Here is an 18,906-nt window from a genome sequence, read left to right as displayed (position 1 = left end):
AACGTCTCTACGATAAACTCAACGAAGGGGCGTTCGCCAATGTAACTGGTTATTTTTCATGTAGCTTGCCTGTCGATGGGAGCACCGCATTAGCCTGCCAAGCGGCAAGGAATGCCGTAATCGTCTCGAGGAATTTGCCATCCTTTACCCTGACATGCGGAATTCCATTCCGCAGTGCCTCGATCATGGCAGACTTTGCTTTCGGGTAAAGTTGCAGAGGCATAGTGAACGGTAGTAGGCTTTCTATTCCGCCGCTAGCCTACTCCGCCGCCACCGCCTCCCGCTTCCCCAACAACGGTGCTAAATACTTCCCCGTAAAGCTCCGCGGTTCCGCCGCCACAACTTCCGGCGTGCCTTCGGCGACGATCTCGCCGCCCTTGACGCCGCCTTCCGGCCCGAGATCGAGCACCCAGTCGGCGGTCTTGATGACGTCAAGGTTGTGCTCGATCACCACCACGGTGTTGCCCTGCTCGACAAGCGCGTGGAGCACTTCGAGCAATTTGCGCACGTCCTCGAAGTGTAGGCCGGTGGTCGGCTCGTCGAGGATGTAGAGCGTGTTGCCGGTGGCCCTGCGGGCGAGTTCCTTGGCAAGCTTGACGCGCTGCGCCTCGCCGCCCGAGAGGGTGGTCGCCTGCTGGCCGACCTTGACGTAGCCGAGGCCGACCTCGACCAGCATCGCCATCTTGTCGCGGATCGGGGGGACGGCCTTGAAGAACTCCGCGGCGTCCTCGACCGTCATGTCGAGCACGTCGGCGATGCTGAGCCCCTTGAACTTCACCTCGAGCGTCTCGCGATTGTAGCGCGCGCCGTGGCACACGTCGCACGTGACGTAGACGTCGGGGAGGAAGTGCATCTCGATCTTGAGCAGGCCGTCGCCCTGGCACGCCTCGCAGCGGCCGCCCTTGACGTTGAACGAGAAGCGGCCGGGCTTGTAGCCGCGCGCCTGCGCCTCCGGCAGGCCGGCGAACCAGTCGCGGATCTGGGTGAAGGCGCCGGTGTAGGTCGCCGGGTTCGAGCGCGGGGTGCGGCCGATCGGCGACTGATCGATGTCGATCACCTTGTCGAGATGCTGGAGCCCGGTGACCTTGTCGTGCTTGCCGGCGAGGATGCGCGCGCCGTTCAGCGCGCGGGCGGCGGCGGCGTAGAGCGTGTCGATGGTGAAGCTCGACTTGCCCGAGCCCGAGACGCCGGTGATGCAGGTGAAGGTGCCGAGCGGGATCGACGCGGTGACGCCCGTCAGGTTGTTGGCGGTGGCGTTGTGCACCGTCAGCTTCTTGCCCGAACCCTTGCGGCGCTTCGCGGGCACGGGGACTTCGCGGGTGCCGTTCAGGTAATCGGCGGTGACGGAGCCCTTGGACTTGAGGAGCTGGTTGAGCGTGCCCTGCGCGACGATGCTGCCGCCGTGGACGCCGGCGCCGGGCCCCATGTCGATGACGTAATCGGCGGTGCGGATCGCATCCTCGTCATGCTCGACGACAAGCACGGTGTTGCCGAGATCGCGCAGACGGCGGAGCGTGGCGAGCAGCATGTCGTTGTCGCGCTGATGCAGGCCGATCGAGGGTTCGTCGAGGACGTAGAGGACGCCCGAGAGGCCGCTGCCGATCTGGCTGGCGAGGCGGATGCGCTGGCTCTCGCCGCCCGACAGCGTGCCCGACGTGCGGTTGAGGTTGAGGTAGTCGAGGCCGACGTTGTTGAGGAAGCCGAGGCGCTCGACGATCTCCTTCAGGATACGCTCGGCGATGGCGCGCTGCTGATCGTTGAGGTGGCTCGGCAGGTCGGTGAAGAAGGCGAGCGCGTCGACCACCGAGAGGTGGGTGGCGTGGCTGATGTCCTGCATCGCGACCTTGACCGCCAGCGCCTCGGGCTTGAGACGGGCGCCGTGGCACACCTCGCAGGGCTGCGACGACTGGTACTTGCCGAGCTCCTCCTTCATCCACGCGCTTTCCGTTTGGAGCATGCGGCGGTTCAAGTTGCCGATGACGCCTTCGAACGGCTTCTTGACGTCGTAGCTCTTCTTGCCGTCGATGAAGGTGAGGGTGACGGGCTTGCCGCGGGTGCCGTGGAGGATCGTCTGGTGGACTTCCTCGGGCAGGTCGGACCAGGGGGTGTCGAGGCTGAAGCCGAACTCGCGCGCGAGGCTGCCCAGCACCTGCATGTAATAGGGCGAGGGCGGGTTCGATTTCGCCCAGGGGACGACGGCGCCCTTCTTGATAGTGAGCGCGTGGTTGGGAACGACGAGATCCTCGTCGAAGATCAGCTTTTCGCCGAGGCCGTCGCACGCCGGGCAGGCGCCCTGCGGCGCGTTGAAGGAGAACAAGCGCGGCTCGATCTCGGCGATGGTGAAGCCGGAGACGGGGCAGGCGAACTTCTCGGAGAAAACGATGCGGTTGGCGGGGATGCCGGCGTTCTTCATCTGGCCGCCCGACGCCGCCTCATCCTCACGCCCCGGCACGACGCCGTCGGCGAGATCGACATAGGCGAGGCCCTCGGCGAGTTTCAGCGCGGTCTCGAAACTGTCGGCGAGGCGCGTCGAAATGTCGGCGTTCACCGCGAGGCGATCGACGACGACTTCGATGTCATGCTTGTACTTCTTGTCGAGCGCGGGGGCCTCGTCGATCTCGTGAATCTCACCGTCGATACGGACGCGGGTGAAGCCCGCCTTCTGCCACTCGGCGAGCTCCTTGCGATACTCGCCCTTGCGGCCGCGCACGACGGGGGCGAGCAGGTAGAGCCGCGTGCCCTCGGGCAGCGCCATGACGCGGTCGACCATCTGGCTGACGGTCTGCGCCGCGATCGGCAGGCCGGTGACGGGCGAATAGGGGATACCGACGCGCGCCCAGAGGAGGCGCATGTAATCGTAGATCTCGGTCACCGTCGCAACGGTGGAGCGCGGGTTGCGGCTGGTGGTCTTCTGCTCGATCGAGATCGCCGGCGAGAGGCCCTCGATATGATCGACATCGGGCTTCTGCATCAACTCGAGGAACTGGCGCGCATAGGCCGACAGCGATTCGACGTAGCGGCGCTGGCCCTCGGCATAGATGGTGTCGAAGGCGAGGCTGGACTTGCCCGAGCCCGACAGGCCGGTGATCACCGTCAGCGTATCGCGCGGGATATCGACGCTCACGTCCTTCAGATTGTGCTCGCGCGCGCCGCGGACGGAAATATGGGTCAGCATAAAGGCGGGTTCTACTTCCGTTCCGGTCGGGAGGATAGGCCGGCAATGTAGGAAGAGGGGCGCGGGGTTGCGAGTGGGTCGATTGCCGCGCGGCGCAGCGGCGCTACAGTGCGGCGATGACCAACCGGCTCTAGCGCGCCGACAAACGGGGGCGACAATCTGGACGTGCTACGCGCGCACGTGCGCGACGAGAGCGTCGACCTCGTCTATCTCGACCCGCCGTTCAATTCGAATACCAGTTACAACATCCTGTTCCGATCACCGACCGGCACGCAATCGGACGCGCAGATGGAGCCGTTCGAGGACACGTGGCACTGGAACGACCGGGCAACGGCTGGGCAAACACGATAAGATTGTGCGAACTGCGCGACAAAAGCCCGCCGTTTAGAATTAGATTTGCTGGCGACCCTCGAGCCGCCGAGAACAAAAGGAGTCCAGAAAAAAATTATCTGAAAGTTGTGTGCAACGATGGGTTGCAACTCTTTCGGATCTTTGCGTATCTGGGCTTGCGATGGAAACCGATTCGCTTCGTATGCTGCGTCAGCGCCGTGCCGACCTGAGTGGTCGACTCGAGGCGGTGCGCACGACCATGCGTGGTATAGAGAAGGAACTTCGCCAGATTGAAGCTGGTATCGCTGCGATGACGAGCGATCCCATCGCGGCATCGGGCAATGATGCCAGCGAGCGATCAGCGGCATATCACGCGCGTCTTGCACATCCAGATGCGCAACACATGACGATGAAGCAGATGATCGTTCGTGCGCTTGCAGAACGCTTCGCGAACGGCGCTACGGCAAACGAATTGCTTGTTCATTTCCGGCAGGAGTGGGGGCGACTCGACATCGCGCGCACTAGCCTGAGCCCTCAACTCTCCCGCCTAAAGGAGGCCGAGCGTATTCGGCTTGAAGGGCGAGTGTGGAAGCTGAACGAGGCCGATTTTGACGCACTTATGGGGGATGAACTGCCCCTTGACGAGATTGGGGAGGCTCCGGCCAAACCAACCGACCGGGACGAGGGGGCGGCAACCCCCTCGCACCCGCAACTTAACTCCCAGTCTAGTACGGAGGGAGGTGGTTCAGCGTGACGGCATTGTTAGGTAACTAGCCGGTAAGACCGGCAGGCCCCGGCCGACACGCCGGGGCCATACATATTCAATCGTGGCGAAACCGTCAATTTTGCGATTGAATGTCAATGGCAAGGAAAGGTCGCGGGAAACCGCCGACGCCGCGTGACAGCGGCAAAACTGTCACATCGATCGCCAGCAAGGCGATGCGCGGGAAATCGCTGACGGTAGCCGAGCGGAAATCACTCGGCGCATCGGTGATGTCACAGAACCAGAAGCCTTAAGCACTTGGCGACGCCTCACAAAGCTGAGTAATTCGCCGAACGCAGCGTGTGGAAATCTGGATCAATTCGGATACTTGCACGCTGTTTTGGTCGTTTTCGACCGAGGAACCAATTCATCGCGCTCAGCGCTCATCTCGGTCAAGGGCAGCCAAAACGTCGCCGTGCAGATGATCCGCGACCTGCACTCGGCGATGGAGCGCGAGAAGGCGCCGATCGGGGTGTCCATTACCAAGGCGCTGCCGACGAAGGTGATGGAGCGCGAGGCGGCGGCGGTGGGGGTGTTTCGCGCCGAGGCGACGGGCAAGAGCTATCCCCGGTTGCAGATCGTGACGCTGGCAGAGCTGTTCGACGGCAAGCGGCCGGACATCCCCTGTGTCGATCCGACCGCAGCGTTCCGGCGCGCGGCGTGCGAGACGACGGAGGCGCAGGCGCGGCTGCTGTAACGGGGCGGTAGGCGCGGTTCGCGTCGGGGCGGTATCGCGGCGGTCCGGCCGGCGATCAACGAGCGCGACGGCGGGCAACGACGCCCGGCGCCGCGCGTGGCGGGCCGGGCGCGTTCGGCGATCAGGCGATCGAGTGCTTGAGCGCGCTCATTTTGTCGTGACCTTCCTTCACCGAGCGATAGGCGTCGCCGATCGCGGTGGTGGTGGCGGGGGAGAGATCGGTGTCCCTCATCGCGGTCTCGAACTTGTCCTTGATGAAGTCCTCGCCGCGCTCGACCTCCTGGATGATCGCCTTGTCGTCCTTGCCGGTGAACGCCTGCTTCAGATCCATGAAGGTGCGGTGCGCGGCAGCGAGAATGCTCGAGTCGGTCTCGGGATCGCCGCCGAGGCTGCGGACCTGCGCCTGGAGATCGCCGGCGACCTTGCTGCGATCGCGTGCGAAATCGGCGAACATCGTCGCGAACTGCGTCTTCTCGGCGTCTTCGGCCGCGTCCTCATAGCCCTTCATGCTGTCGAGCGTGGTCTTGATCAGGCCGTTCAGCACGGAAACGTCGTGGTCGGTGGTCATCGGTTACTCCTTACTGGAGGCCGGTGAACGATCGTGGCGCGCTTTGGTCGCAGCGTCGAACGACGCACGCGCGAAAGGCCCCCAATGGTTTGCGATAGAGAAGGTTGATCGGCGGGCCGGGGCGCCGGGCGACGCCGCCGGCCCACCATAGCATCACATCTGGTTGATGACGGCGCCGGCCTGATTCTCGACGCGCGGGTCGTCATTGTCGTCGGCCTTGTCGGCGGCATCGTCGCCCACTTCGCGAACGTTGTCGGCGCGGTCCTCGAGCGCGTCCTCGACCGCCTCGTTGCCGGTGCGATCGGCCTGATCCTCGAGCGCGTCGGCCTTGTTCTCGGCCATCGATTCGATGTTGTCGGCAGCGCGATCGTCGGCGTTGCCGCCGCACGCACCGAGCGCGAGCAGCGTCGCCATGCCGGCGGCCTTGAGTGCGATACGCATAGTCATTCTCCCTGTATCCGTCGTTGAGATCGGTCGTCCTAAATGATCCGGCGGCGCAACGAGTTCCGCGATAGCCGGTCCGGGGGCGGCTTAGCGCTCGTGCAGGCGGGGCATCAGCTCGACGAAGTTGCAGGGGGTGTGGCGGCTGTCGAGCTGCGTCGCGAGGATGCCGTCCCACCCGTCCTTCACCGCGCCGGTCGAGCCGGGGAGCGCGAACAGATAGGTGCCGCGCGCGACGCAGGCGCAGGCGCGCGACTGGACGGTGGACGTGCCGATCGACTGGAAGGACAGCCAGCGGAACAGCTCCCCGAAGCCGGGGATCATCTTGTCGGCAACGCGCTCGATCGCCTCGGGCGTGACGTCGCGGCCGGTGACCCCGGTGCCGCCGGTGGTGACGATGCAGTCGATACCCTCGTCGTCGATCCAGGCGTGGAGCTGGGCGACGATCGCGTCGGCATCGTCGCGCAGGATGCCGCGATCGGCGAGCGTGTGGCCGGCGTCGGTCAGTCGCTGCACTAGCGTGTCACCCGAGCGGTCCTCGGCCAGGCTGCGCGTGTCGGACACGGTGAGCACCGCGATGCGGACGGGAATAAAGTGGCGGGTCTGATCGATCGGCATCGCGTCGCTATCGCGCGGCAGGCGGCGCGGTTCAACCGGCCGACGGATTGGGACGCGTACGATAGCGCTGCGTTGCGGCGGCGAAGCGGGGGCTGGCGAAACTGTCCTCAAACGCCTGCGCGTGCGCGGGATCGGCGGGGTGGGCGAGCATCGCCTTGAGCGTGCGCAGCGCGGCGGCGTCGTTGGCGGCGATCTGGTCGACGGTCTGCGTGGCCGCGATAGCATCGTCGGCGAGCATGTCGACGAGGTTGATGCGCTGCGCCTCGGCGGCGTCGATGCGCGTACCTGTGAACAGGAGGCGCGCGGCCTGCGCCGATCCGGTGCGCTGCGCGAGGCGGGCGACGTCCTCCGCGGGATAGGCGATGCCGAGCGCTGCGGGGGGCACGCCGAACGCGGCCGCGGGGGTGGCGACGCGCAGGTCCGCGGCGAGCGCGAGCGCGACGCCAGCGCCGAAGCACCCGCCGTCGATCAGCGCGACGACCGGCATCGGTAGCGCGGCGAGCGCGTCGATCGCGGCGCGCATCGCGAGCCGGAAGGGCGCGCGTCGCTCGGGCGCGTCGGCGAGGCGGGCGAGATCGCCGAGATCGGCGCCGGCGCAGAAGATGCCGGGGGTGGAGGAGGCTAGGACGACGACCGCGGCGTCGCGCGAAATGCCGGCGATCGTATCGGCGAGCGCCTGCCAGTCGGGGGTGGCGAGCGCGTTGCGGCGATCGGGGCGGTCGAGCGTGAGGCGCGCGATCGCACCGTCCTGCACGAGGCGGATCATGCGAGCGTGGTGGCGAGCTGCCACCAATCGGGATGCGCGACGGCGATCGTGGCGGCGGCGGCGCTCGCCTGTGCGGGCGTCCCGAACAGCGCGAAGCACGTTGCGCCTGAGCCGGACATGCGCGCGAGCGTCGCACCCGGCTGTGCGGCAAGGCGGGCGATCACCGTGTCGATGACGGGGGCGAGCGCGCGGGCGGGCGGCTCGAGATCGTTGCGGCCGGCGAGCGGATCGGCCGGGTCGAGCGGCCCGCGATCCTCGCCGTCCCAGCCGGCGAACACCGCCGCGGTCGAGACGGCGACGCCGGGATTGACGAGTAGCACGGGCGTGCCGGCGAACGCATCGAGCGCGACCAGCGCGTCGCCCTTGCCGGTGCCGAAGGCCGTTCGGCCGAGGAGGCAGGCGGGCACGTCCGCGCCGAGCGCGGCGGCGATCGCAAGGAGGCGCGGATCGTCGAGCGCTACGCCGTGGCGGCGGGCGAGCGCGCGCAGCGTCGCGGCGGCATCGGCGGAGCCGCCGCCGATGCCCGAGGCGACCGGCAGGTTCTTTTCAAGCCTGATGGCGTGGCGCGCGGAGACGCCGAACGCCGCGCGGAAGGCGTCGGCGGCGCGGGTGACGAGATTGTCGGCGGGCCAGGCGGCTGCGCCCGACGCGCCGAGCGCGGCGGCGAAGGGGCCGGTGACGGTGAGGCAGTCGGCGGGGGCGTTGGCGAGCGTGATCGTGTCGCCGTCGCGGCAGAAGACGAACAGCGTCTCGAGATCGTGGTAGCCGTCCACGCGACGGCGGCGCACGTGAAGCGCGAGGTTGAGCTTCGCCGGGGCGGGCTCGACGATCGGCGTCCCGGGGGCGGAGGGCGGCGTAGTCATCCTATCACGCAGCGTTCGAAGATTGGCGCGGTACGGCGTGCGGAAGGCTCCTCGTGGCGGACGGCAGACGTGACGCCTGTAGGATCGTTTCCGCCGTCTGAAATACGGGCGAGCGTAAAGCTGCTCGGGACGGCAGGGTGATCGACGTGCTCATCGGTAATGGCATCGGTTGTTCCGCGTCGCGCTGCGATCGGACCTGGAGGCGGCAGCGCGAAGGACGCGCCGATCGTCGATGAACGCCGCGTGCCCGCCGCCCCGTCGCCCCGTCGCCCCGTCGCTGCCGCATAACGACCGGCAGCGGCGACGGGCAACCCAGCGGGCCAGCAATCACATATTGGGATAGTTCGGGCCGCCGCCGCCCTCCGGCACCACCCAGTTGATGTTCTGCGTCGGATCCTTGATGTCGCACGTCTTGCAGTGGACGCAGTTCTGCGCGTTGATCACGAACTTGGGATCGCCGGTGTCCTCGCCGACGATCTCGTACACGCCGGCCGGGCAGTAGCGCTGCGCCGGCTCGTCGTACATCGGCAGATCGTATTCGACCGGGATCGACGGATCCTTGAGCGTCAGGTGGACCGGCTGGTCCTCCTCGTGGTTGGTGTTCGACAGGAACACCGACGAGAGGCGATCGAACGTCAGCACGCCATCGGGCTTGGGATAGTCGATCTTCGACACCAGATCCTTGCGCCACAGCGTCTCGTGATCGGGATGGTGCTTCATCGTGAAGGGCATCTTGAGGCCGAGATATTCCGCCCACATCGTGATGCCGGCGAGCCCCGAGCCGAGAAAGTCGCCGAACTTCTTGACGAGCGGCACGACGTTGCGGACGATCGACAGCTCCTTCTTTACCCAGCTCGTCTCGAACGCCGCCGGATAGGCGGTAAGCTCGTCGTGCTGACGCTGCGAGATGACCGCTTCGACCGCGGCTTCCGCCGCCATAATGCCGCTTTTCATCGCGGTGTGCGTACCCTTGATACGCGGCACGTTGAGGAAGCCGGCGCTGTCGCCGATCAGCGCGCCGCCCGGGAAGACGAGCTTGGGGATCGACTGGAGCCCGCCGTCGCTGATCGCGCGCGCGCCGTAGCTGACGCGCTTGCCGCCCTTGAGGATCTTGGAGATTTCCGGGTGCGTCTTCCAGCGCTGCATCTCGTGGAACGGCGAGAGGTGCGGGTTGGAATAGTTGAGCCACACGACGTAGCCGAGGCTGACCTGGCCGTTCGCCTGGTGATAGAGCCAGCTGCCGCCGTTGGTGCCCTCCGTTTCGCTGGTCGGCCAGCCCTGCGTGTGAATGACGCGGCCGGGGTGGTGCTGCTCGGGATCGATATCCCACAGCTCCTTGATGCCGATGCCGTAGACCTGCGGATCGCTGTCGCGCGCCAGATCGAACTGGCGGATGATCTGCTTCGACAGATGCCCGCGGCACCCCTCGGAAAAGAAGGTGTATTTGGCGTGGAGCTCGAGCCCCGGCTGATAATCGGGCTTGTGCGTGCCGTCGCGCGCGACGCCCATGTCGCCGGTCGCGACGCCCTTCACGCTGCCGTCGTCGTTGTAGAGGATTTCGGCCGCGGCGAAGCCGGGGAAGATCTCGACGCCGAGCTCCTCCGCCTTGCCGGCGAGCCAGCGGCACATGTTGCCGAGGCTGCCGGTATAGGTGTTCTTGTTGTGCAGGAACGGCGGCGTCCACAGGTGAGGCAGGGTGAACTTGCCGGTCTTGGTCAGCACCCAGTGGAGGTTCTCCGTCACCGGAACTTCGGCCATCGGGCAGCCGTCCTCGCGCCAGTTCGGCAGCAGCTCGTCGAGCGAGCGCGGATCGACCACCGCGCCCGACAGGATGTGCGCGCCGACCTCGCTGCCCTTCTCGAGCACGCAGACCGAGATCTCGACCTCTTTCTCCGCCGCGAGCTGTTTCAGCCTGATCGCCGCCGACAGGCCGGCAGGGCCCGCGCCAACGATCACCACGTCATACGGCATCGACTCGCGTTCGCTCATCATTCTACTCCATCCGCCGGCGTCGATCTGGAAACGCGCGCGATCGAGCGCACGCCGGCAACGTCCCGTCCCCATCGGCTGTCGAGCGAATTGACCGCTTCGTCAACCATTGCGCTAATGGATATGGGATGGGGGCCGATCAAAACCACAACTGGCAGGCACTTGCCGACAGCGCGCTCGAGTGGTGGCGCGACGCCGGCGTCGACACGCTGGTGGGCGACGCGCCGTTCCAATGGCTGAGCGACGAGGCGGCGCATGAGGAAGCCGTAGCGTCACCGGCGGCGCGCGCGCCTGCGGTGTCGGCGAGCGCGCTGCCAGCCGCCGCCCTGCCCGCGACGGCGGAGGAATTCCTGCGCTGGCGCATCGGCGAGGCGGCGCCCGAGGCGGGGTGGGGCGGGGCGCTGGTCGCCGCGTCCGGCCCGGTCACCGCCGACCTGATGGTGCTGATCGATTGCCCCGAGCGCGACGCGGGCGATTCGCTGCTCGGCGGCGCGGCGGGGCGGTTGTTCGACCGCATGCTCGCCGCGATCGGCCGCAGCCGCGACGACGTGCACCTCGCCAGCGTGTGCGCGCGTCGCCCGACGGCGGGGCGGATGCCGCGCGACCTGGAGGCGCGGCTGAGCGAGATCGCGCGTCATCATGCCGGGCTTGTCGCGCCGAAACGGCTGCTGGTGCTGGGTGATGCGGCGAGCCGTGCGATCCTGTCGGCGAACGTCATGGCAGCGCGCGGCGGTTTACACGTACTTAACCATGACGGCGGAAGAGTGACCGCGGTCGCCGCGAGCTTCCATCCGCGCATGCTGCTCGAGCGGCCGGCGCTGAAGGCTGAATCGTGGAAGGACCTGCAGTTGCTGATCGGGGGTTTATCGTGATCCGAATGTTGCTTGCTGCCACCGCGATGGGTGCGATGACGCCGGCGATCGCCGCGGCGCAGACCGCGCGACCGGTCGAGGCCGCGACGCCCGCGGCGCCGGCGCAGCTCTCCGTCGCGCAGCGCGAACAGTATCGCACCGTCTTTGCCGCGATCCGCGACAGCCGCTGGCAGGATGCGCAGCTCGCGCTCGACGCGATGGCGACCGGGCCGCTGCACAGCTACGCCCGCGCCGAACTGTACACCGCCAAGGGATCGCCGCGCGTCGAGCTCGAGCCGCTCGTGCGGCTGCTGACCGAAGCGCCCGAACTGCCGCAGGCGGAAGTGCTGGCGCGGCTCGCCAAGGCGCGCGGCGCGGCGGAGCTGCCGGTGCTGCCGACCGCGCAGCGGCTGATCTGGCAGGACGGCGCGCCGACGCGCGTGCGCGCCAAGGCGACCAAGAGCGATGCGATCGCCGCCGATCTCGCCCAGCGCATGACGCCCTACGTCAAGGGCGACATGGGGCGCGAGGCGGAAGCGCTGCTGGGGGAGACCGGCGGGCTGACGCTCGAGGCCGAGACCGAGTGGCAATCGCGCATCGCGTGGATCTATTTCCTGCAAGGTCTCGACGGCGACGCGCGCCGGATGGGCGACAAGGCGGCCCGCGGCCAAGGCGACTGGGCGACGCATGCGCGCTGGACGTCGGCGCTGGCGGCGTGGCGGCAGAACGACTGCCAGGCGGCGGGCGCCGGCTTCGAGGCGGTGTCGGCGCGCGCGGGTGACACCGACATGCGCGCTGCCGGCCTCTACTGGGCGAGCCGCGCCGACATGACGTGCGGGCGGCCCGACCGGATCGAGGCGCGGTTGAAGAACGCGGCGCAATATGGCGAGACCTTCTACGGTCAGATCGCCCGCCAGTCGCTCGGCATGACGAGCACGGCAACCAAGCCGCAGCGCGTGACGAGCGACTGGGCGACGCTGGAGCGGCGACCCAACGTGCGCGTCGCCGCGGCGCTGGCCGAGATCGGCGAGAACGACGCGGCCGACCAGGTGATCCGCCAGCAGGCGAAGATCGGCCCGGCGGCGGAATTTGCCAGCCTGGTGCGCGTGACCGAGCAGCTCGACCTGCCGGCGAGCGTTGTGTGGCTGGCGCACAATTGCCCGCAGGGTTTCGTCGCGACCGCCGACACGCGCTATCCCACGCCCAATTGGACGCCCGACACCGGGTGGCGTGTCGACAAGGCGCTGGTCTACGCGCACACGCTGCAGGAATCGGGGTTCCGCAACAAGGTTGTGTCGCCCGCGGGCGCCTATGGCCTGATGCAGATCATGCCGGCGGCGGCGACCGATTACATGCGCGAGCGCGGTATCTCTGTGGACAAGAGCGCGCTGACGCGGCCGTCGACCAACATCGACATCGGGCAGCGCCATCTGGAAAAGCTGCGCGACATGGGACTGACGCAGGGGCTGCTGCCCAAGGTGATCGCGGCATACAATGCGGGGCCCAAGCCTGTCGGCGAGTGGAATTCGCTGGTGCGCGATAATGGCGATCCGCTGCTCTACATCGAGAGCATCCCCTATTGGGAGACGCGCGGCTACGTGGTGACGGTGCTGCGCAACTATTGGATGTACGAGGGGCAGACGGGGCGCCGCGCCTCCGCCAGCCGATCGGCGCTGGCGCAGGGGATGTGGCCGCGCTTTCCGGGGATGAAGGGCGATGCCGCGGTGCGCATCGCCGGCCGCCCCGCCGCCAACACGGTGGCGGTGAACGCGGCGGTCGCGCCGGGCGCGGGCACGACGACGGTGGCGAGCGCGCAGTAGCGGCGGGCCTGCCGCCGCGGGTCAGTGCCCGGTAATGTCGATCGCGCGGAAATCATCGCCGAGCGACACGACATATAGATGCGTGTGGCGTGGGGTGTTCCACTGGATTGTCACGATGTGGCGAGCGACACTCATCGAGCCGGCGATGTCGCTTATCTGATGTTCGCCCCAGCCGCTGTAAACGACGCAGCAATCGTCGGCGAGGGGCGCCGCAGCGACGCTCTCGGCACCGTTCGGTCCCGCCTGCGCAACTTCTCGGATCGCGAGCGCGATCAACTCCTTTCGCCGCGCCTCGTTCGGTGGAAAGCTCAGGCTCGGACAAGAACGTAGCGCCAGCCCCGTGACGGCGAGCAGGGGTATGCTCAAGAAGCCAAGGACCGAGATGATGCTTTCGGGGCGCGCTTGTTCGTCATGCACAATCCGGCGCCGCTAGCATTGGTTGATGTCGATTCGATACCGCCCTCGCTGCGCTTCGGATGCGGTGGAGGAGGCCAAGCGATTGAGCGAAAAAACGCTTGTTCGCTACTTGTTCCACGAGAACAAACGTAATACATGCTGGTTGCCGCGTTGAATGGTTCGCGCGCATGCTCTAGCGAAAGGGCTCTTCATGGCCGCCAATCTCAAGGTGATACCAGCTAACATGGCTAGCCCGACCGCAGACCGTCAGAGCGCGGACCGTCAGAAGGCGCTCGACGCCGCCCTCGCGCAGATCGATCGCGCCTTTGGCAAGGGCTCTGCGATGAAGCTCGGGCAGAAGGAGGCGATGAAGGTCGAGGTGGTGTCGACCGGCAGCCTCGGGCTCGATATCGCGCTCGGCGTCGGCGGGCTGCCCAAGGGACGGATCGTCGAGATCTTCGGCCCCGAATCGTCGGGCAAGACGACGCTGGCGCTGCATGCGATCGCCGAATCGCAGAAGGCCGGCGGCATGGCGGCGTTCGTCGATGCCGAGCACGCGCTTGATCCGGCCTATGCCAAGAAGCTTGGCGTCAATATCGACGATCTGATCGTGTCGCAGCCCGATACCGGCGAGCAAGCGCTGGAGATCGTCGACACGCTGGTGCGATCGAACGCGATCGACGTGCTGGTGGTCGATTCGGTCGCCGCGTTGGTGCCGCGCGCCGAGATCGAGGGCGAGATGGGCGACAGCCACGTCGGCCTGCAGGCACGATTGATGAGCCAGGCGTTGCGCAAGCTGACCGGCACGATCAGCCGTTCGAACTGCCTCGTCATCTTCATCAACCAGATCCGCATGAAGATCGGCGTGATGTACGGCAGTCCCGAGACGACGACGGGCGGCAATGCGCTCAAGTTCTACGCTTCGGTGCGGCTTGACGTGCGGCGCATCGGCTCGGTCAAGGATCGCGAGGAGGCGACCGGCAACCAGACGCGCGTCAAGGTGGTCAAGAACAAGGTCGCCCCGCCGTTCAAGCAGGTCGAGTTCGACATCATGTTCGGTGAGGGCATCTCCAAGCTGGGTGAGATCATCGATCTTGGCGTCAAGGCCGGCCTGGTCGAGAAGTCGGGATCGTGGTTCAGTTACGATTCGATCCGCATCGGGCAGGGGCGCGAGAATTCGAAGAACTACCTGCGCGAGAACGTCGAGGTCGCCGAGCGGCTCGAGAAGCAGATTCGCGGGCGCCAGGAAGGGCTCGGCGAGGAATTGATGGCCGGTCCGAGCGACGACGACGACGTCTGAGCCGAAGCCATCGGCAGTACGTGAAATGGGCCGGCCGCCGCGCGCGACCGGCCCTTTTTCGTTTTTCGAAACTTGCGCGATGGGTGAAGCCGTGACGGGCAGCGGCGGGCGTCTTTCTCGCTTCTGTTTCGCGCCGCCGTTTTGGCCTTGCCTTAAGGGCTGCAGCAAAATCGCATCGGGCATCGGGCATCGGGCATCGGGCATTGGGCGTTGGGCATCGTGGGCTAGGTAATCTAGGATCCACATGCTCGTCGGAGGGTGATTACCGGACGTGAAGCTATACGCGCGGGCTATCGCGGGCGGGCCGCCGGTTATGGCAGACGGCCATCTAGTCTAGTCGTCCGATACCGCTCCGGGACCGCTGATTGCAGCGACCCGGCCGGAGTTCATTCGCGCTCGGTGACGGCGTTTGTTCGATATCGTGCGGACGTTGTCTGAGTACGAGTAGGGTCTGGTTTCCGTCCAGCAGGCACGGTTTGCGGGCTGATCATCGTGGCGAACGACCGCTGGCCGTTAGATAGGTCGGGGCGGCAGGATCATGGGGTTCGTGTCGAAGCCGTGCAAAATATCGTGCCTGCTTGTCGCGGCTATCCCTGCGATGGCGTAATCACTCCGATGAGTGGTCGGTTCTCGTACCGCGCTTTAAGGATGGGGCGTCGCTCTCTCGGGATTGCGCGTCGCATGCCAACTCGAGGATCGTCGGTTGGGAATGATTGAGGGGCTGCGTCCGGCTCCAGGCGATGGCGTCAGTGCGGCGACGTCCGGCTGATCCTATCGCGGCGGTACGCAGACGCTTATCGTGTCCGCACCAGCCGTAAGGAACCGACGCATGACCACCGCACCCGAATGGCAGACCCGCGTGGGCGACGTGTGGGCAGCGGAGTGGCGGCGGACGGATCGGAGCTTCGCGGATCTCTCGCGTCAGCTGGATGTCGCGATCGCGGCGGTGGCGCCGGAGGATGGCCGCGCGGCCGATCTGGGATGCGGGGCGGGGGTGACGAGCCTGTCGCTCGCGGCGGCACGCCCCGGCCTCGCGATCGACGGGTTCGATCTGTCGCCGGCACTGATCGACGTCGCGCGCGCACGGGCGGCCGGGCAGGGGGCGGGCAACGTGACCTTTGCGGTCGGTGCGGTGCCGGCGGCATTGGGCGCGACGCCGCGCTACGACCTGGCGGTGTCGCGCCATGGCGTGATGTTCTTCGACGATCCGCGCGCGGCCTTCGCCGGCATTCGCACGGCCATGACGCCGGGCGCCGCACTGGTTTTTTCCTGCTTCCGAACGCCGGCGGAAAATCCGTGGGCGGCCGGGACGATCGCGGCGCTCGGCGGCAGGCTCGACCCGCCGCACGGTTACGCGCCGGGGCCGTTCGCCTTCGCCGATCGGACGACGATCGTCGATCTACTGACCGGCGCGGGTTTCGGCGACGTGTGCATTGCGGCGGCGGACTATCGCTATTGCGCGGGCGCGGGCCCTGATCCGGCGGGGGACGGCGCCGACTTCTTTCGCCGTATCGGGACTGTATCGAAGCTCTTCGCCGCGGCGAACGAGGCGGATCGGCCGGTACTGGTGAACCGCCTGCGCGCACATCTTGCGACGCACGTGCGGGGCGATGTGCTCGACTTCCCGGCGGCGGCGTGGATCGTGACGGCGCGCGCGTGAGCAGGCGGTCGATTGAGCCTTAAGCTCGGGTCGAGCGAGGGCGGCGGCTAGCCGACCGGCTGCGCGCGCATATCGCGATTCACGCGTGGCGATGTGCTCGATTTCCTGGCCGCAGCGTAGATCGTGACGGCGCGCGCGTGAGGCGGGCGGCCGGTCAAGCATCGAGCACCAAGCACGGGGCAAACGGCTGGCGTTGGCCGACGGGCTTCACGCACAATTTGTGACGCGGGCGTGTGGCGATGTGCTCGACTTTCCGGCTGCGGCATGGATCGTGACGGCGCACGCGCATGCCGCAAGCGATAGGTTGAGTGCCGAGCGAGGGGCCCGGAATGTTCCCGAAGTCGTCTCGATTGAGTGAGTGGATGCGGCCGAGGCAGCCGACCGTGCCGTAACGCCAAGGCTTTGCGCGGCCGCAGCGTTCGTCCGGGCGATATGGATTTCACGGCGCGTTCGCGCTGGCATTGCGCGGCGCGGCGCGGCTAGTGTGAGGCGTGTGCCCGGCAACCGGCGGGCGAGGAGACGTTTCGCGATGATCATCGTTCACCATCTCGAGAACAGCCGCTCGCAACGCGTCCTGTGGATGCTCGAGGAGCTTGGGCTGCCGTACGAGATCAAGCGGTACGAGCGGGACAAGAAGACGATGCTTGCGCCGCCAGCGCTCAAGCGCGTGCACCCGTTGGGCAAATCGCCGGTGATCGAGGACAGCGACGACGTGGTCGACGGGCGCGGGCGGGTGATCGCGGAAACGGGCGCGATCGTCGAATATCTGGTCGACAAGGCGGACGGGCGGCTGGGTGCGCCGGCGAAGCGCGCGGGCGCGCTCGATTACCGCTACTGGCTGCACTATGCCGAGGGATCGATGATGCCGCCGCTACTGCTCAAGCTGGTGCTTGGCCGCGTGCCACTGTTCGGCAAGAGCGCGATCAAGCGCGTGCAGCCGATGATCGACACGCATCTCGATTTCGTCGAGGCGCATCTGGCGACGCGGCCGTGGTTCACCGGCGAGAGCATGACGGCGGCGGACATCATGATGAGCTTCCCGCTCGAGGCGGCGCGCAGCCGCGGCGGGCTGGACGCCTCGCGCCCGGCGACGATCGCGTGGCTCGACAAGGTGCACGCCCGGCCGGCGTATCAGGCCGCACTCGCGAAGGGCGGGCCCTATGCTTATGCGTGACCGCCGCCTGCCCTACGGCGCGATTGCGTAACGCAAGCGATCGAGGAACGGCGCGGGATCGTCGACGCGAAAAGCGATGCGATCGTAGCTGCGGGGCGTGCGCAGCGCACGGTGACGCCACACGGGCGGATCGACGTGCAGCACGACGTTGGGCCAGGCGAGCAGCGCTGCGTTGAGCGTGCCGGGCGCGCGTACCACCTCGCCGGCGATACCCGTGTCGACGCTGGCGATTACGGCATGGGGAACGTCGACGTCGATCAGGAAGCCGGCGCGCACGCGCAGCGTGGTTGGGCCGAGCAGGATCGGACGGTAGCGGAACGACTTGATCAATCCGACGAGGTAGATCAGCCCGAATAGGCTGATGCCCATCAGGACGAGTGCGGCGGTGCGGCTGAAGTGCATCAGGACGAGATGCCCGACGCCGATCTCTATCGACGACAGGACGAGCAGCGCGATGCTGATCGGCGCGAGATGGCGATGATAGCCGAATGCGCAGCTGCCCGGGGGCACGTCCACTGCGCCGCCCCAGCGTAGCAGCGCAATATGGATGATCGCGAGCTCCGCCGCCGCGACGCGGACAAGAGCCGGCGGCAGGATCGCGGATAGCGCAGAGATCAGGCGAAGGCGTGGCTCTTCGCCACGCTGACGCAGGAGACGATGCGCGCGGACCGCGCCGATCGCCAGATGCGCCGCTACGAGGCCAATCGTCAGGACGCCGCAGGCGGGATTGGCGCTCAGCATCTCGCGGATTGGGATCGGTGCAGCGGCCCAGACGACGACGCCGGCACCGGCGAGACGCGCGAGGATCGCGGCTTGGGTCGGCCGGCCGTCGGTGCCGGCGAGGAGGCCGAGCAGCGCGCTATCAGCCACGACCCATGACCAGAACAGTGCGGCGGCGAGCGGATGCGCGGCGGCAAGCGGGGTGCGTACGACGAGCGCGGCGAGGCCGATGGCGACCGCCGGCAGCACGATCGCTAACAGCCTTGGCCGGGGCGGGGCGGCGGGAACGGCGAGGGGCATCGCTTCATGCTCCGGATCGAACGGCGGGCCGCCGCTCGGTTAGCCTAGCAGAGCACGGCGGGCGTCACCATCGTGGGATGGCGGGTGAAGCGGCTGCCGGCAGCGCGCGGCATCCGGGGTGCCGCGCGACGCGCCTGGCGATGGGCATCCTTTCCGGGCGACGGCCTCAACGAGGTTTCGGGTTACGTGAGGGTACGTTGCGTCGTCCTGCAGCGGCGAGCGGATGCCGTGCGGCGAGCGGACCACGAGCATAACCAGGCTGAGGACAAGCGCCGGCAGCACGATCGGTAACGGCCGGGGCCGGGGCGGGGCGGTGAAAACGGCAAGCGGCGTCGCTTCATGCTCTGATCGAACGGCGGGCCCGCCGTTCGATGACCTCCAGCAGAGCACGGCCGGCGTTGCCATCATGGGATGGTTGACAAGGTAGCTGGCATTCCGGCCGACGCGAGACGCGCCCGGCTGTGGACGACCTTGC

At 67.2% G+C, this 18,906-nt stretch carries 17 protein-coding genes; 8 read left to right on the top strand and 9 right to left on the bottom strand.

All coding sequences use genetic code 11. The annotated features are described in order from the left end of the window. Positions 1 to 259: 259 nt before the first annotated feature. A complete protein-coding gene (gene uvrA, locus F1C10_RS07945; RefSeq protein WP_185209946.1) occupies positions 260 to 3,175 on the bottom strand; it encodes an excinuclease ABC subunit UvrA in 2,916 nt (971 codons plus the stop codon). 180 nt (positions 3,176 to 3,355) lie between these two features. Between uvrA and F1C10_RS07940 the strand changes: the two genes are divergently transcribed. The 3 genes from F1C10_RS07940 to F1C10_RS07930 all read left to right on the top strand — a co-directional run bounded on the left by F1C10_RS07940 (position 3,356) and on the right by F1C10_RS07930 (position 4,965). Further along, complete coding sequence (locus F1C10_RS07940) at positions 3,356 to 3,526, top strand: hypothetical protein (RefSeq protein ID WP_258043129.1); 171 nt, start codon at positions 3,356 to 3,358, stop codon at positions 3,524 to 3,526. Positions 3,527 to 3,686: 160 nt separating this feature from the next. After that, positions 3,687 to 4,259, top strand: coding sequence for a hypothetical protein (locus tag F1C10_RS07935; protein ID WP_185209945.1), 573 nt, complete (start codon positions 3,687 to 3,689; stop codon positions 4,257 to 4,259). Positions 4,260 to 4,683: 424 nt separating this feature from the next. Beyond that, complete coding sequence (locus F1C10_RS07930) at positions 4,684 to 4,965, top strand: hypothetical protein (RefSeq protein WP_219729801.1); 282 nt, start codon at positions 4,684 to 4,686, stop codon at positions 4,963 to 4,965. 121 nt (positions 4,966 to 5,086) lie between these two features. Here the strand turns inward: F1C10_RS07930 and F1C10_RS07925 are convergent, their stop codons facing one another. The 6 genes from F1C10_RS07925 to F1C10_RS07900 all read right to left on the bottom strand — a co-directional run bounded on the left by F1C10_RS07925 (position 5,087) and on the right by F1C10_RS07900 (position 10,210). Next, the gene (locus F1C10_RS07925; protein WP_185209943.1) at positions 5,087 to 5,533 is read right to left on the bottom strand and encodes a PA2169 family four-helix-bundle protein; all 447 of its coding nucleotides are present in this window, start codon (positions 5,531 to 5,533) and stop codon (positions 5,087 to 5,089) included. A 153-nt stretch (positions 5,534 to 5,686) separates the two neighbouring features. Next, positions 5,687 to 5,974: a hypothetical protein gene (locus F1C10_RS07920; RefSeq protein ID WP_185209942.1), complete on the bottom strand. Its 288-nt coding sequence runs from the start codon at positions 5,972 to 5,974 to the stop codon at positions 5,687 to 5,689. 90 nt (positions 5,975 to 6,064) lie between these two features. Beyond that, on the bottom strand, positions 6,065 to 6,592 hold the full coding sequence (moaB, locus tag F1C10_RS07915; RefSeq protein ID WP_185209941.1) for a molybdenum cofactor biosynthesis protein B: 528 nt from the start codon (positions 6,590 to 6,592) through the stop codon (positions 6,065 to 6,067). Between the two features lie 31 nt (positions 6,593 to 6,623). Continuing rightward, positions 6,624 to 7,358: an enoyl-CoA hydratase/isomerase family protein gene (locus F1C10_RS07910; protein WP_185209940.1), complete on the bottom strand. Its 735-nt coding sequence runs from the start codon at positions 7,356 to 7,358 to the stop codon at positions 6,624 to 6,626. After that, positions 7,355 to 8,221, bottom strand: coding sequence for a 4-(cytidine 5'-diphospho)-2-C-methyl-D-erythritol kinase (locus tag F1C10_RS07905; RefSeq protein ID WP_185209939.1), 867 nt, complete (start codon positions 8,219 to 8,221; stop codon positions 7,355 to 7,357). Before F1C10_RS07905 ends, F1C10_RS07910 begins: the two co-directional genes overlap by 4 nt. Before the next feature lie 327 nt (positions 8,222 to 8,548). After that, positions 8,549 to 10,210: an electron transfer flavoprotein-ubiquinone oxidoreductase gene (locus tag F1C10_RS07900; protein WP_185209938.1), complete on the bottom strand. Its 1,662-nt coding sequence runs from the start codon at positions 10,208 to 10,210 to the stop codon at positions 8,549 to 8,551. A gap of 128 nt (positions 10,211 to 10,338) precedes the next feature. Here F1C10_RS07900 and F1C10_RS07895 point away from each other — a divergent pair, with 128 nt between their 5' ends. Both F1C10_RS07895 and F1C10_RS07890 read left to right on the top strand, forming a co-directional pair. Beyond that, the gene (locus F1C10_RS07895) at positions 10,339 to 11,082 is read left to right on the top strand and encodes a uracil-DNA glycosylase family protein (RefSeq protein ID WP_185209937.1); all 744 of its coding nucleotides are present in this window, start codon (positions 10,339 to 10,341) and stop codon (positions 11,080 to 11,082) included. A gap of 5 nt (positions 11,083 to 11,087) precedes the next feature. Continuing rightward, positions 11,088 to 12,881 carry a lytic transglycosylase domain-containing protein gene (locus tag F1C10_RS07890; protein WP_185209936.1) on the top strand — a complete coding sequence of 598 codons (1,794 nt, stop codon included), beginning with the start codon at positions 11,088 to 11,090 and terminating at the stop codon, positions 12,879 to 12,881. A gap of 21 nt (positions 12,882 to 12,902) precedes the next feature. Here the strand turns inward: F1C10_RS07890 and F1C10_RS07885 are convergent, their stop codons facing one another. Beyond that, the gene (locus F1C10_RS07885) at positions 12,903 to 13,247 is read right to left on the bottom strand and encodes a hypothetical protein (protein WP_185209935.1); all 345 of its coding nucleotides are present in this window, start codon (positions 13,245 to 13,247) and stop codon (positions 12,903 to 12,905) included. Between the two features lie 241 nt (positions 13,248 to 13,488). Between F1C10_RS07885 and recA the strand changes: the two genes are divergently transcribed. The 3 genes from recA to F1C10_RS07870 all read left to right on the top strand — a co-directional run bounded on the left by recA (position 13,489) and on the right by F1C10_RS07870 (position 17,411). After that, entirely contained in the window at positions 13,489 to 14,577 is a 1,089-nt protein-coding gene (gene recA / locus F1C10_RS07880; protein ID WP_085808568.1) for a recombinase RecA, read from the top strand. A gap of 829 nt (positions 14,578 to 15,406) precedes the next feature. After that, positions 15,407 to 16,237 carry a trans-aconitate 2-methyltransferase gene (locus F1C10_RS07875; RefSeq protein WP_185209934.1) on the top strand — a complete coding sequence of 277 codons (831 nt, stop codon included), beginning with the start codon at positions 15,407 to 15,409 and terminating at the stop codon, positions 16,235 to 16,237. A gap of 529 nt (positions 16,238 to 16,766) precedes the next feature. Then, positions 16,767 to 17,411 carry a glutathione S-transferase family protein gene (locus tag F1C10_RS07870; protein WP_185209933.1) on the top strand — a complete coding sequence of 215 codons (645 nt, stop codon included), beginning with the start codon at positions 16,767 to 16,769 and terminating at the stop codon, positions 17,409 to 17,411. Between the two features lie 12 nt (positions 17,412 to 17,423). On the opposite strand, the gene F1C10_RS07865 is transcribed toward F1C10_RS07870, so the two are convergent. Then, the gene (locus F1C10_RS07865; RefSeq protein ID WP_185209932.1) at positions 17,424 to 18,431 is read right to left on the bottom strand and encodes a hypothetical protein; all 1,008 of its coding nucleotides are present in this window, start codon (positions 18,429 to 18,431) and stop codon (positions 17,424 to 17,426) included. Between the last annotated feature and the right edge of the window lie 475 nt (positions 18,432 to 18,906).

It is taken from the genome of Sphingomonas sp. NBWT7, from assembly GCF_014217605.1.
Classification (GTDB): Bacteria; Pseudomonadota; Alphaproteobacteria; order Sphingomonadales; family Sphingomonadaceae; genus Sphingomonas.
This window is presented reverse-complemented; position numbering and strand designations above follow the sequence as displayed.